General features: G+C 65.4%; 15 protein-coding genes. 13 read left to right on the top strand and 2 right to left on the bottom strand.

The genetic code is table 11. The annotated features are described in order from the left end of the window. Positions 1–39: 39 nt before the first annotated feature. Both QX073_RS20535 and hemB read right to left on the bottom strand, forming a co-directional pair. Positions 40–573: an RDD family protein gene (locus tag QX073_RS20535; protein ID WP_315827208.1), complete on the bottom strand. Its 534-nt coding sequence runs from the start codon at positions 571–573 to the stop codon at positions 40–42. Between the two features lie 194 nt (positions 574–767). Further along, complete coding sequence (hemB, locus tag QX073_RS20530; protein ID WP_315752921.1) at positions 768–1,829, bottom strand: porphobilinogen synthase; 1,062 nt, start codon at positions 1,827–1,829, stop codon at positions 768–770. Positions 1,830–2,047: 218 nt separating this feature from the next. Between hemB and QX073_RS20525 the strand changes: the two genes are divergently transcribed. From QX073_RS20525 to QX073_RS20465, 13 genes are all read left to right on the top strand, one after another. Next, positions 2,048–2,515: a DUF6163 family protein gene (locus QX073_RS20525; protein WP_315711435.1), complete on the top strand. Its 468-nt coding sequence runs from the start codon at positions 2,048–2,050 to the stop codon at positions 2,513–2,515. A 360-nt stretch (positions 2,516–2,875) separates the two neighbouring features. Further along, positions 2,876–3,388 (top strand): transcriptional regulator LdtR, encoded by a 513-nt coding sequence (ldtR, locus tag QX073_RS20520; RefSeq protein ID WP_008962376.1) that lies wholly within the window; start codon positions 2,876–2,878, stop codon positions 3,386–3,388. Between the two features lie 194 nt (positions 3,389–3,582). Beyond that, positions 3,583–3,798 (top strand): hypothetical protein, encoded by a 216-nt coding sequence (locus QX073_RS20515; protein WP_315711436.1) that lies wholly within the window; start codon positions 3,583–3,585, stop codon positions 3,796–3,798. Positions 3,799–3,823: 25 nt separating this feature from the next. Continuing rightward, positions 3,824–4,045 carry a hypothetical protein gene (locus QX073_RS20510; RefSeq protein ID WP_315711437.1) on the top strand — a complete coding sequence of 74 codons (222 nt, stop codon included), beginning with the start codon at positions 3,824–3,826 and terminating at the stop codon, positions 4,043–4,045. A 184-nt stretch (positions 4,046–4,229) separates the two neighbouring features. Then, on the top strand, positions 4,230–4,634 hold the full coding sequence (locus tag QX073_RS20505; protein ID WP_316226270.1) for a hypothetical protein: 405 nt from the start codon (positions 4,230–4,232) through the stop codon (positions 4,632–4,634). 186 nt (positions 4,635–4,820) lie between these two features. Then, a complete protein-coding gene (gene glyA / locus QX073_RS20500; RefSeq protein ID WP_316226269.1) occupies positions 4,821–6,125 on the top strand; it encodes a serine hydroxymethyltransferase in 1,305 nt (434 codons plus the stop codon). Between the two features lie 14 nt (positions 6,126–6,139). After that, positions 6,140–6,625 (top strand): transcriptional regulator NrdR, encoded by a 486-nt coding sequence (gene nrdR / locus QX073_RS20495; protein WP_006612773.1) that lies wholly within the window; start codon positions 6,140–6,142, stop codon positions 6,623–6,625. Further along, entirely contained in the window at positions 6,622–7,773 is a 1,152-nt protein-coding gene (ribD, locus tag QX073_RS20490; protein ID WP_316165171.1) for a bifunctional diaminohydroxyphosphoribosylaminopyrimidine deaminase/5-amino-6-(5-phosphoribosylamino)uracil reductase RibD, read from the top strand. Before nrdR ends, ribD begins: the two co-directional genes overlap by 4 nt. Continuing rightward, on the top strand, positions 7,773–8,381 hold the full coding sequence (locus QX073_RS20485) for a riboflavin synthase (protein WP_316226268.1): 609 nt from the start codon (positions 7,773–7,775) through the stop codon (positions 8,379–8,381). The genes ribD and QX073_RS20485 overlap by 1 nt, the downstream gene beginning before the upstream one ends. Before the next feature lie 182 nt (positions 8,382–8,563). Beyond that, positions 8,564–9,055 carry a 6,7-dimethyl-8-ribityllumazine synthase gene (ribH, locus tag QX073_RS20480; protein WP_315752917.1) on the top strand — a complete coding sequence of 164 codons (492 nt, stop codon included), beginning with the start codon at positions 8,564–8,566 and terminating at the stop codon, positions 9,053–9,055. Position 9,056: 1 nt separating this feature from the next. Further along, positions 9,057–9,566: a transcription antitermination factor NusB gene (gene nusB, locus QX073_RS20475; protein ID WP_315752916.1), complete on the top strand. Its 510-nt coding sequence runs from the start codon at positions 9,057–9,059 to the stop codon at positions 9,564–9,566. Between the two features lie 187 nt (positions 9,567–9,753). Beyond that, the gene (gene thiL / locus QX073_RS20470; RefSeq protein ID WP_316226267.1) at positions 9,754–10,746 is read left to right on the top strand and encodes a thiamine-phosphate kinase; all 993 of its coding nucleotides are present in this window, start codon (positions 9,754–9,756) and stop codon (positions 10,744–10,746) included. A 201-nt stretch (positions 10,747–10,947) separates the two neighbouring features. Further along, the gene (locus tag QX073_RS20465) at positions 10,948–13,068 is read left to right on the top strand and encodes a sodium-translocating pyrophosphatase (protein ID WP_315711448.1); all 2,121 of its coding nucleotides are present in this window, start codon (positions 10,948–10,950) and stop codon (positions 13,066–13,068) included. Positions 13,069–13,097 lie beyond the last annotated feature (29 nt).

The following is a 13,097-nucleotide window of genomic DNA, read 5'->3' as shown; positions in this document are numbered from 1 at the left end:
GGCCGGTCAATCGCTTTTGCTGTGCCACCGGACGTCTCATCAGGTACGAGCCGGTTCAGTCAGTTGCGAGCGCACAGACGTGTTGATCACGACGGTGCCGAGCACGAAATCGTGCAGCAGCCGGCGGCGGCTGTTGAACAGTCCGACCAGCAGCACGAGCGGCGACAACACCGAGACCGAGATCCAGAAGCAGACGGCATGCACGGCACCGAGCACAAAGTAGCCCGGCGCGCCGTACCAGGTCCGCACCTCCAGATCCATCACCCGCATGCCGATCGTCGCCGAGTTCGGCCCGCCGATCGTTGCGCCGTAGTAGACGATGGCCCAGATCACTGAAGCCGGCGACACCAGCCAGAACAACGCCCAGCCGAGACCCAGCGTGACCACGCCGAACACGGCAATGAAGATCACCGCCAGGATCACCGGGACCGAGAGCACCAGGAGATCGATCAGGAATGCGATCATCCGCCGCGTCAGCACGCCGCGAAACAATTCCGGCTGCTGATAGGGATCGTAGGCGTGCGGCCGAGCACCGGGACCGTCATTGCTATCGCCTGAACCCATATACGCCATGAATAAGCCCTCCGGATTGGCACCCAGCACATGGGAACCCGACTTGCGCTTGCAAGGGCCGTTCTTGCAGGAGGCGCGGCAAATTTCCGGCCATTTCGCGACTTCTGAGCCCTCTCCGCGACCCGGCGGTTCGCGCACGCGAAAGGATCGGCGTGCTCAAAGACCGGCGGGTCCCGAAAGATCCCAGCGCCTCCTCAACGCTGCTGCCGCAGCCGTTCGGCGGCTTGCGGGGCGAAATAGGTGAGCACACCGTCGGCGCCGGCGCGCTTGAAGGCCAGCAGGCTCTCCATCATCGCCCGATCGCCGTCGATCCAGCCATTGTTGGCGGCCGCCGCGATCATCGCGTATTCGCCCGACACCTGATAGGCGAAGGTCGGCATGCTGAACGTGTCCTTCACGCGCCTGACGACGTCGAGATAGGGCATGCCCGGCTTGACCATCACCATGTCGGCGCCCTCGGCGATGTCGAGCTCGACCTCGCGCAGGGCCTCGTCGCTATTGGCGCTGTCCATCTGGTAGGTGCGCTTGTCGCCGGTGAGCGTCTTGGCCGAGCCGATCGCGTCGCGGAACGGGCCGTAGAAGGCGGATGCATATTTGGCTGCATAGGCCATGATCTGCACGTCGAGGAAACCGGCTTGATCCAAAGCCTGGCGGATCGCGCCGACCCGGCCGTCCATCATGTCCGACGGCGCAATGATGTCGCAGCCGGCCTCGGCCTGGACCAGGGCCTGGCGCACCAGCACGGCGACGGTCTCGTCGTTGAGGATGCGGCCGTCCCGGATCAGGCCGTCATGACCGTGACTGGTGAAAGGGTCCAGCGCGACGTCGCAGAGCACGCCGATCTCAGGGAACTCCTTCTTGATCGCGCGCACCGCCTGGCAGACCAGGTTGTCCGGGTTGCAGGCCTCGGAGCCGTGCTCGTCGCGCAGCGACGGCTCGGTATAGGGGAACAGTGCGATGCAGGGGATGTCGAGCCTAACCGCGCGTTCGGCATCGCGGACGATCTCGTCGACGCTCAGCCGCTCCACGCCCGGCATCGAGGCGACGGTGCTGCGGGTCCGGTCGCCCTGCACCACAAACAGGGGCCAGATCAGATCGTCGGTGGTGAGCACGTTCTCGCGCACCAGCCGGCGCGCCCATTCGGCCTTGCGGTTGCGGCGGGGGCGGATGGTCAGCTCGAGCGCCGGTGTCGGTGCAGTGGCCGGATTGCGCGCGGTGTCGCGCAGGTCGATCGGGCGGCCGAATTTGATCGCCATGGGGTGCTGGCTCCTTGAGCTGGCCGGCGAGCCGGATTTGATTTGTTGTAATTCCAACAATCTGTAGCACTTCGGCCGTCGCCCGTCACTTGACCTGACGCAAGCGGCCCGGTTGATTTCCTACCCGGTTGCTTTCACGGTGCCGGCCGGCCAAGAATCGCCATGCTCCTGGTCTTGAGAGGCCCCAATGACGACCATCCTGTTCTGCTCGAGCTGCCATGGCTGAGATTCCCTCGGCGCGAGATCTGGCACGTGACAACGCCGCCATGTCGATTGCCGCCATGTCCTCGGATCGGCGCGAGAGCGACGACAATGTCTGGACGCGGCGGCTCGTGCTGTTTTTGCGGGTCATGGCCATGCTCTCGATCGCCAAGGGCCTGTACCACTGGGCCCAGGTGACCGGCTTCATCGGCGGCGAGGACGACGCGTTCGAAAACCAGGCGATGGCCTGGCAGGCTGCGACGGTCTATTTCGCGGTCATCGAGCTCGTCGCCGCCGTGGGCCTGTGGCTCGCCACGCCGTGGGGCGCCGTGGTGTGGCTCACCACGGTGGTGTCGATGGCGGTGATCGAGCTGATGTTCCCGGGCATCTATGGCGGCAATCTGCTGGTGGTCGCGGGCGAGGCAATCATGCTCGCCGCCTACCTCGTGCTGGCCTGGATGGCGGCCCGGGAGCGGCCACCATAGGTCGTGCGAAAAATTCGTTGCACGCTGTAAATCTTTTCAGCGCCATGCAAGTAATGTTTCGAACACCTTAAGAGCGCCTGCCACAGCTGTTACAGAGACCTTAGCGGCGCTACCCAAGCGTGTTTTGTAATGCGACAGGTGGGTGAAACAGAGCGCGAACATCGCGCCTCGACCGTCAACGGACTATTGCGAAAGCCTCTGTAATTACTGAATTAAAAGAGGATTCACTCTCCGCGATTCATTCTCTCTTTATGCTCTTATTTAAGGCGATCTTCAAAGCACGCCCCTTAAGTTCGTTCTATCAGACGGGACAAAAGTTTCGTCGAATAAGTCGACAAAAACGACGACAGGGGAAGTGTCATGATGAAAGCCGTTGCGACGGCCGTGGAGACTGCTGCGCCGGGCCAGGGCGGCACCGTCCAGTCGCTCTATCTGGAAGCTCTGACGCTGGTGGAGCGGCTGCATCGCCGCCTGCTCGACGTCATCAAGGACGAGTTCGACCGCCGTGGTCGTTCCGACATCAATTCGGTCCAGGCGCTGCTGCTCTATAACATCGGCGACAAGGAGCTGACCGCGGGCGAGCTGCGCACGCGCGGCTACTATCTCGGCTCCAACGTCTCCTACAACCTGAAGAAGCTGGTCGAGCTCGGCTTCCTCGATCACCAGCGCTCGCGCGTCGATCGCCGCTCGGTCCGCATCCGCCTGACCCCGCAGGGCCAGGAGATCCGCCGCATCGTCGACTCGCTGTATCAGAAGCACGTCAAGACCGTGGAGCAGGTCGGCGGCATTTCCAGCGAGGAGTTCTCGACGCTGAACAAGTCGCTGCATCGTCTCGAGCGGTTCTGGACCGATCAGATCCTCTATCGCCTCTGAGCAGGCCTCATCGTCTCGGTTGAGCCGGCTCCGACCTCGAGAGCCAAGACCGGACAGTCGTTGATCGTCTGGAAGTCGTTCTTGCGCCGGCCCCTTCGGCCGGCGCTTTTTCGTGTTCGTTTGGCAAAATCCCCGGTCCGAATTGGAACCAATCAAGGCTCCTGGGCTTATGTCCTTGGACCGGAGGTCGGACCATGCTGCACGATGCCGGAATGCAAGTCATGAACGTGGCGATGGTCGGCGATGCTTATGCCATCGCCTCCAACTATCTGCGTCTCTCTGGCGAGATGCCGGAGGAGTTCACGCCGAACGAAAGACTTGTCGACATCATCGTTCAACTGATTCACCGCGGAGAATTCAACAAGCTCAAGCTCGCCAACAAGGCGATTTCGATGTTCAAGTCTGCCTGACGGCTGACGTTCAAGAGGGGATGATATGGAAGCCGCCATCGATCGCATCATGCACACCTACGACCTGCTGGCGAACCGCACCGCTGCGGCGAGCGACGAGGCGCGCCGCAAGGTGAGCGCCTACATCCAGACGCTGTTCGAAGCCGGCGAGCGCGACCCGCATCGTCTCACGGTGTGCGGCCTGACCTATCTTCGCCAGCTCGACGGCCGCGTCGATCCGGTGAAGGCGGGCTACACCGGCCTCTGATGTGTTCGGCGCGAATTTGCTCGCGCGACGCTTGCCTCATGATACCCGACAACCTGGATGAGACCTTCCGGTTTCATGCAGGTTGTTTGTTTTTGGGGGATCGATGCGTTTGGTGTCCCGAGTTATTGCCACGGCGGGAATCTTGGCCTTCGCGTGCGGAGAGCTGAGTCTGCCTACGAGGAGCATGGCTGAGACGGTCTGGCCCCAGAAGGGACCGAACAGTCGAGAAGCGCTGGCAAGAATAGGCGCCTGCGTAGAGACGACGATTACGAAAATTGCTGGTCGGTTCGATGAGCCGCTGTCGCCGACCCCGTTCAAACTCGGCGAGAAGCTCGACGAGCATGGTGAGCCCATGATGGATCAGGGCGTCCACTTGCTGTACCAGAACGGCGCCGAGCAGATCGACGCGGAGTGGAATGCCGCCGTCGCCCATTCCAAGTTGGGCGATGCCGTGCGGCTCTGCACCGTCTGGAAGCCGAAGAAATGTCCGCCCGGCGATGATCGGGGGCGAATCTACAAGGCCACAAATCTCCGGACCAAGGGAACGTGGCAGATGTCGGAAAGCTGGCACTCCTGCGGCGGGGCCTGAGCAGGGGGCTTGCTCCAGCGGCCGTCCACCATATCTGGCGCAAATATCCGGTTTGACCCGCAACCGCTTGGTCTGTCCCTTGGCCTGCCGCCGCCCGTATGGTAAGGGCAGGGGTCTTTTCCGACCGCCTTCACTGAACCGACCGCCGGCCGCCTAAGGCCTTGCGGACGTGGAGATATTCCGCCGATGACCGCTTCCAGCGCCAAGCCCGCCTCGTCAGTCGATTCCTTCTTTTCCGCCACCCTGGCCGAGGCCGATCCCGAGATCGCCGCCGCCATCAAGGGTGAGCTCGGTCGGCAACGGCACGAAATCGAGCTGATCGCCTCGGAGAACATTGTCAGCCGCGCGGTCCTGGAGGCCCAGGGCTCGGTGATGACCAACAAGTACGCGGAAGGGTATCCGGGCGCGCGCTATTATGGCGGCTGCGAATGGGTCGACGTCGCCGAGAACCTCGCGATCGACCGCGCCAAGAAGCTGTTCGGCGCCAATTTCGCCAACGTCCAGCCGAACTCGGGCAGCCAGATGAACCAGGCCGTGTTCCTGGCGCTCTTGCAGCCCGGCGACAGCTTCATGGGCCTCGACCTCGCCGCCGGCGGCCATCTCACCCACGGCTCGCCGGTCAACATGTCCGGCAAGTGGTTCAAGGCCGCGCATTACACCGTTCGCCGCGACGACCAGCTGATCGACATGGATGCGGTGGCGAAGCAGGCTGAGGAAGTGAAGCCGAAGCTGATCATCGCCGGCGGCAGCGCCTATTCGCGCCCGTGGGATTTCAAGCGCTTCCGCGAGATCGCAGACCACGTCGGAGCCTACCTTCTGGTCGACATGGCGCATTTCGCGGGCCTCGTCGCCGGTGGCGTCCATGCCTCGCCGGTGCCGTACGCCCACGTCACCACCACCACCACGCACAAGTCGCTGCGCGGCCCGCGCGGCGGCCTGATCTTGTGGAACGACGAGCAGTTCACCAAGAAGTTCAACTCGGCGATCTTCCCGGGTCTGCAGGGCGGCCCGCTGATGCACGTGATCGCCGCCAAGGCGGTGGCGTTCGCCGAGGCGCTGCGGCCGGAGTTCAAGACTTACGCGAAGAACATCGTCGAGAACGCGAAGGCGCTGGCGGAATCGCTGCGCGCCCACGGCTTCGACATCGTCTCCGGCGGCACCGACAACCATTTGATGCTGGTCGACCTCCGGCCCAAGGGGCTGAAGGGCAACATCTCGGAGAAGGCCCTGGTCCGCGCCGGCATCACCTGCAACAAGAACGGCATCCCGTTCGATCCCGAGAAGCCGTTCGTCACGTCCGGCCTGCGCCTCGGCACGCCGGCGGCGACCACCCGCGGCTTCGGCGTCGCCGAATTCCAGCAGGTCGGCAGCCTGATCGCCGAGGTGTTGAACGCGATCGCGCAGGCGCCGGACGGCAGCGCGCCGCTGGTCGAAGCCGCGGTCAAGCAGAAGGTGAAGGCGCTGACCGACCGGTTTCCGATCTACCAGTAAGGCTTGAAGCCACAATGCGCTGCCCGAGCTGCAACAGCCTCGATACGCAGGTGAAGGACTCCCGCCCCACCGAGGATTCCTCGGTGATCCGGCGGCGGCGGGTCTGCGTCACCTGCAATTTCCGCTTCACGACCTTCGAGCGGGTGCAGCTGCGCGAACTGACCGTCATCAAGCGCAACGGCCGTCGCGTGCCGTTCGACCGCGACAAGCTGATGCGCTCGGTGCAGATCTCGCTGCGCAAGCGCTCGGTCGATCCGGAGCGGGTCGAGAAGATGGTCTCGGCGATCGTGCGCGAGCTCGAGAGTGGCGGCGAATCCGAGGTGTCCTCGGAGGCGATCGGCGAGATCGTGATGGAGCATCTGCGCGATCTCGACGACGTCGCCTATGTCCGCTTCGCCTCGGTCTACCGCAATTTCCGCGAGGCCAAGGATTTCGAGGCCGTGCTCGGCGAGCTCTCGGCCGAGGACGAAGCACCGCGCCTCGCGCCGGTCCGCAAATGATCTTCCGGGTTCTGGTCGATCAGGTCGGCGAGAAGCTGAAGGCGCAGAAGGACGCCGACCGCCGCTTCATGCAGCTGGCGCTGTCGCTCGGCCGTCGTGGGCTGGGGCGGACTTGGCCCAATCCCGCCGTCGGCGCTGTGGTGGTCAAGGACGGCGTGATCGTCGGCCGCGGCTGGACCCAGCCCGGTGGACGCCCTCATGGCGAGCCCGAGGCCTTGAAGCGCGCCGGCGAGGCCGCCAAGGGCGCCACCCTCTACGTGACGCTGGAGCCGTGCTCGCATTTCGGCAAGTCGCCGCCTTGCGTGGACGCGGTCATCGCAGCCGGAATCAACCGCGTCGTCTCGGCGATCGAGGACCCCAATCCCGAGGTCGCAGGGCAGGGGCATGCTAAGCTGCGCGCCGCGGGCATTCAGGTCGAGGTCGGCCTCTGCTCGGCGGACGCCAAGCGTGATCATGCCGGCCATTTCCGCCGCATCAGCGACGGACGGCCGCACGTGATCCTGAAGCTCGCGGTCTCCGCCGATGACAAGATCGCAGCCGCCGGCAACAAGCCGGTGGCCATTACCGGCGAGGCAGCACGGACGCGCGTGCATGTGCTGCGGGCCCAGAGCGACGCCCTCCTGGTCGGGGTGCGCACCGCGATCGCCGACGATCCGCTGCTGACCTGCCGGCTGCCGGGCATGGAATCCCGCTCGCCGGTCCGGATCGTGCTCGATCCGATGCTCCGGCTTCCGGCCGCGAGCCGATTGATGCAGTCCGCGCGCACGACGCCGCTCTGGCTCGTCGCGTCCGAGGTGGCCGAGCCGGCTACCGCGACCCGGCTGGGCGCCGCCGGTGCGCAGGTGATCCGTGTCCCGCCGCAGGCCGACCCGTCGGCGCTGGAGCCGCCGGCCGTGCTCAAGGCGCTGGCGGAACGCGGCGTCACGCGTCTGATGATCGAAGGCGGCAGCCGCGTCGCATCATCTTTCATGGCAAGCGGCCTGGTCGATGAGATCTGGCTCCTGCGCGGCCCCGGCGAGATCGGAGCTGACGGGATCGCTGCGCTGGACGCATTGCCGCTGACCGCAATCACGCAGTCGCCGGCCTATCGCGTTCGTGCTAGCGAGACTCTCGATCCCGATACCCTTACGATTTACGAGCGCGCCTAATGTTCACAGGCATCGTCACCGACATCGGCGAGATCGTCAGCCTGACGCCGCGGACCGAAGGAAAGCTGCATCGGCTGCGCATTGCCTGCCACTATGATCAGGCCGGCATCGCCGATGGCGCGTCGATCGCCAATAACGGCGTCTGCCTCACGGTCGTGCAGTCCGGCGTCACCGATGGAAAGACCTGGTTCGAGGTCGATGCCGCCGCGGAGACCCTGGCGCTGACCACCGCCAAGCACTGGCGCGTCGGCACCACGCTCAATCTGGAGCGGGCGCTGAAGATCGGCGACGAGCTCGGCGGCCACATCGTCTCCGGCCATGTCGATGGCATCGCGACCATCGTCAGCCGAGAGAACCTGCCGGACATGGCGCGGTTCGTTTTCAGGACGACGCGGGATCTGGCGCGCTTCATCGCTACCAAGGGCTCAGTAACCCTCGACGGCGTCTCGCTCACGGTCAACACCGTCGATGAACTGGTCTTCTCGGTGCTGATCATTCCGCATACGCTGTCGGTCACCACGCTGTCGTCCTGGCAGGCCGGCAGCGAGGTCAATCTCGAGGTCGACCTGATGGCGCGCTATGCCGCGCGCCTCACGGAAATGAAGTAGCCTCGAAGGGGGCTTTCCGTCTTGGCTTTGCGGGCGCTCGCGCCTACAAGGCCAGCCCTCATGGCGAGGAGGCGCCGATGTGTCGTCTCGCAGCATGAGGCCGATTTCATCTCGCTCTTCGCGACGCGGCCGGATGGCCGCTCCATTGGGGCGAGGCACCTGAAGACAATGGAAACAGAACCATGGCAGACGCACGGCGCGCGCCGCTCAAAGACCAGACCGACATCTCCGGCGCCCGCGCGCTGATCGTCGAGGCCCGCTTCTACGATGACCTTCAGGACGCCCTGCTGGAGGGCGCCACCGCCGAGCTGAAGGCGGCGGGCGTGGGCTATGATGTTCTCACCGTCGCCGGCTCGTTGGAGATTCCGGCGACTATTGCCATTGCGCTCGATGCTGCCGCGAAGGCCGGCAAGCCCTATGACCTCGCGATCGCGCTCGGCTGCGTCATCCGTGGCGACACCATCCATTTCGAGATCGTGTCGCAGGAATCCTCGCGAGCCCTGATGGATCTGTCGGTGGCGCGCGGCCTGCCGCTCGGCAACGGCATCCTCACCGTCAACAATGAGGACCAGGCGTGGGCGCGCGCCCGCGTCTCCGAGATGAACAAGGGCGGCGATGCCGCCCGCGCCGCGCTCGCCGTGCTGCGCATCAAACGCCGTCTGGCGCGAGGCTGACATGGCCGAGAGCAGCAACAAGCCAATCAAGGGCCCGGTCCGTGCCGGCGACCGCAAGGCCAATCGCCGTGGCGCCGCCCGTCTCGCCGCCGTGCAGGCGCTCTACCAGATGGACATCGCAGGCGCCGGCATCAACGACGTCCTGGCCGAGTTCGAGAGCCACTGGCTCGGCAACGAGGTCGAGGGCGAGCAGTATCTGCCGGCCGAGGCTGCGTTCTTCCGCGACATCGTCTCCGGCGTGGTGCGCGACCAGACCAAGATCGATCCGGTGCTCGATACGGCGCTGGAGCGCGGCTGGCCGCTGCAGCGGATCGAGGCGATCCTGCGCGCGGTGCTGCGCGCCGGCGCCTATGAACTGGAGCGACGCAAGGACATTCCGGCGCGGGTCGTCGTGTCCGAATATGTCGACATCGCCCATGCCTTCGTCGAGCGCGACGAGACCGGCATGGTCAACGCGGTGCTGGAGCAACTCGCCCGGCAATACCGCGCCGACGAGATGGGGCCGAAGTAGCGATGGGCGGCGCCGGAGCACGATCGCTGCGAACCGGCGCGATGCCAGTCTCTTTCCTCGACTGTCATCACCCGCGACGGCGGGTGATCCCGTATTCCACAGACGTTCAAGGGATACGGAAGGGCCGCGGCGTACTGGATCGCCCGGTCGAGCCGGGCGATGACAGCAGAGTGTGGGGGACGAGCGCGTGACCCGCGACGCCTCCGGCGAAGATTCCCTGATCGCCCGCTACTTCAAGCCGCTGGCGACCGACCCCGGCGCGTTCGGCCTCCTCGACGATGCCGCGATCATTCCGGCCAATGGTGACGACATCGTCGTCAAGACCGACGCCATCGTCGAAGGCGTCCATTATCTCGCCAACGATCCCCCCGACACCATCGCGCGCAAGGCGCTGCGGGTGAACCTGTCCGATCTCGCCGCCAAGGGTGCGGTGCCCGCCGGCTTCGTCCTGACGCTGGCGCTGCGCGAGAAGGACGACGCGTGGCTGTCGGAGTTCGCGCGTGGCCTCGGCGAGGACGCGGCGGCGTTCGGCTGTCCGCTGCTCGGCGGCGACACCGTGTCGACGCCCGGTCCCGTGATGATCTCGATCGCGGCTTGGGGGAGGGTGCCCAGGGGCCGGATGGTGCATCGCTTCGGCGCGCGTCCCGGCGACCGGGTGATGGTGACCGGGACCATCGGCGACGCCTTGCTCGGCCTGCGCATCCTGACGGGCACAGCCGAGGCCGCGGCGCTGGCCGACGATGCCGCCGCGCGGGATATGCTGATCGGCCGTTATCGCAAGCCGCAGCCGCGCAATGCACTGGCCGCGGCCGTGAGAGACTGCGCGACCGCCTCGATGGATGTCTCTGATGGCCTCGCAGGCGACCTGACCAAGCTCTGCGCCGCCTCTTCCGTGAGCGCCGACATCGCGCTGTCCGACATTCCTCGATCGCCGGCAGCGGCGAAGCTGCTTGCTGTCGGGGCCGCGCAGCTTGAAGGCATGATCTCCGGCGGCGACGATTACGAGATCCTCTGCACTGTTCCCGCAGCGCAATGCGCAGCGTTCCGTGCTGCAGCCGAGACGGCGGGCGTTGCCGTCACCGACATCGGCGCCATCGTCGAAGGGGCGCGAGCCCCGCGCTTCCTGGACGGGCAGGGCCGTCCCGTCACACTGACGCGGTTGTCCTTCAGCCACTTCTGACACCTATTTGCACCGCACAATGCGACCAAAGAAGCGTCTGAATTTGGAGCGGTTCAGGCGTCGCGGCGTTGCGTCATCATGGCGATTTTGGCAAGCTTCATATGTTCGAGGCGGCTCCGCCCGGAGCGGCCTGACAGGGGGCGTGCGTCGCACCATCGCGGCGTGACGTAGTTAGAAAAAGCAAAGAGCCGAGGAAACTAAATGTCAGCTTTATGGGTGATCGTGCTCTGCGGAGCGCTGTCGATCGTCTATGCGATCTGGGCCACACAATCGGTGCTCAGCGCGGACGCCGGCAATGCGCGCATGCAGGAAATCGCGGCGGCGGTGCGTGAGGGCGCGCAGGCCTATCTTCGCCGCCAATATACGACGATCGGAATCGTCGGTGTCGTGATCTTCGTGCTCCTTGCGTATTTCCTCGGCATGCTCGTCGCGATCGGCTTTGCGATCGGCGCGATCCTCTCCGGCGCGGCCGGCTTCATCGGCATGAACGTGTCGGTGCGCGCCAACGTCCGCACCGCACAGGCGGCCATCACCTCGCTCGCCGGCGGCCTGGAGCTCGCCTTCAAGGCCGGCGCCATCACCGGTCTGCTCGTGGCCGGTCTCGCGCTGCTCGGCGTCACCATCTACTTCGGCATCCTCACCGGCTTCATGAAGCTCGCGCCCGACAGCCGCACCGTGATCGACGCGCTCGTCGCGCTCGGCTTTGGTGCCTCGCTGATCTCGATCTTCGCCCGTCTCGGCGGCGGCATCTTCACCAAGGGCGCCGACGTCGGCGGTGACCTCGTCGGCAAGGTCGAAGCCGGCATTCCCGAGGACGATCCGCGCAACCCCGCGACCATCGCCGACAACGTCGGCGACAACGTCGGTGACTGCGCCGGCATGGCCGCCGACCTGTTCGAGACCTACGCGGTGACCGCTGTCGCCACCATGGTGCTGGCGGCCATCTTCTTCGCCAAGTCGTCGCTGCTGACCAACATGATGACCCTGCCGCTCGCCATCGGCGGCATCTGCATCATCACCTCGATCGCCGGCACCTTCTTCGTCAAGCTCGGCGCCAGCCAGTCGATCATGGGCGCGCTGTACAAGGGCCTGATCGCCACCGGCGTTCTCTCGCTCGGCGGCGTCGCGCTGGCGATCGGGTGGCTGATCGGCTTCGGCAAGCTCGACGGCGTCGACTACACGGGCACGGCGCTGTTTATGTGCGGCGTCGTCGGTCTCGTCGTCACCGGCCTGATCATCTGGATCACCGAATACTACACCGGCACCGACTTCCGCCCGGTGAAGTCGATCGCGGCCGCCTCGGTCACCGGTCACGGCACCAATGTGATCCAGGGCCTCGCCATCTCAATGGAGTCGACTGCGCTGCCCGCGATCGTCATCATCGCCGGCATCCTGGTCACCTACAGCCTCGCCGGCCTGTTCGGCATCGCGATCGCGACCACGACGATGCTGGCGCTGGCCGGCATGATCGTCGCGCTCGACGCCTTCGGCCCGGTGACGGACAACGCCGGCGGCATTGCCGAAATGGCCGGCCTGCCCAAGGAGGTCCGCAAGTCGACCGACGCGCTCGACGCAGTCGGCAACACCACCAAGGCGGTCACCAAGGGCTACGCGATCGGCTCCGCCGGTCTCGGCGCCCTGGTGCTGTTCGCGGCCTATAACCAGGACCTGCAGTTCTTCATCGCGGATTCGGCGCACCATCCCTATTTCGCGGGGATCAAGCCGGACTTCTCGCTGAACAACCCGTATGTCGTGGTCGGTCTGCTGTTCGGCGGCCTGCTGCCGTATCTGTTCGGCGCGATGGGCATGACCGCGGTCGGCCGTGCCGCCGGCGCGATCGTCGAGGAGGTGCGCCGCCAGTTCCGCGAGAAGCCCGGCATCATGCAGGGCACCGACAAGCCGGATTACGGCAAGGCCGTCGACCTGCTGACCAAGGCGGCGATCAAGGAGATGATCATTCCCTCGCTGCTGCCGGTGCTGTCGCCGATCGTCGTCTACTTCCTGATCTACGCGATCGCAGGCGGTGGCGCGGCCGGCAAGTCGGCAGCGTTCTCGGCCGTCGGCGCCATGCTGCTCGGCGTCATCGTCACCGGCCTGTTCGTCGCGATCTCGATGACCTCCGGCGGCGGCGCCTGGGACAACGCCAAGAAGTACATCGAGGACGGCCATTTCGGCGGCAAGGGCTCCGATGCTCATAAGGCTGCGGTCACCGGTGACACCGTCGGCGATCCCTACAAGGACACCGCGGGCCCCGCGGTGAACCCGATGATCAAGATCACCAACATCGTGGCCCTGCTGCTGCTGGCGATCCTCGCGCATTGAGGCGCGCCGACGCGTCTTGACGAGCGAAG

It is taken from the genome of Bradyrhizobium sp. SZCCHNS3052 (genome assembly GCF_032484495.1).
Lineage (GTDB): Bacteria > Pseudomonadota > Alphaproteobacteria > Rhizobiales > Xanthobacteraceae > Bradyrhizobium.
This window is presented reverse-complemented; position numbering and strand designations above follow the sequence as displayed.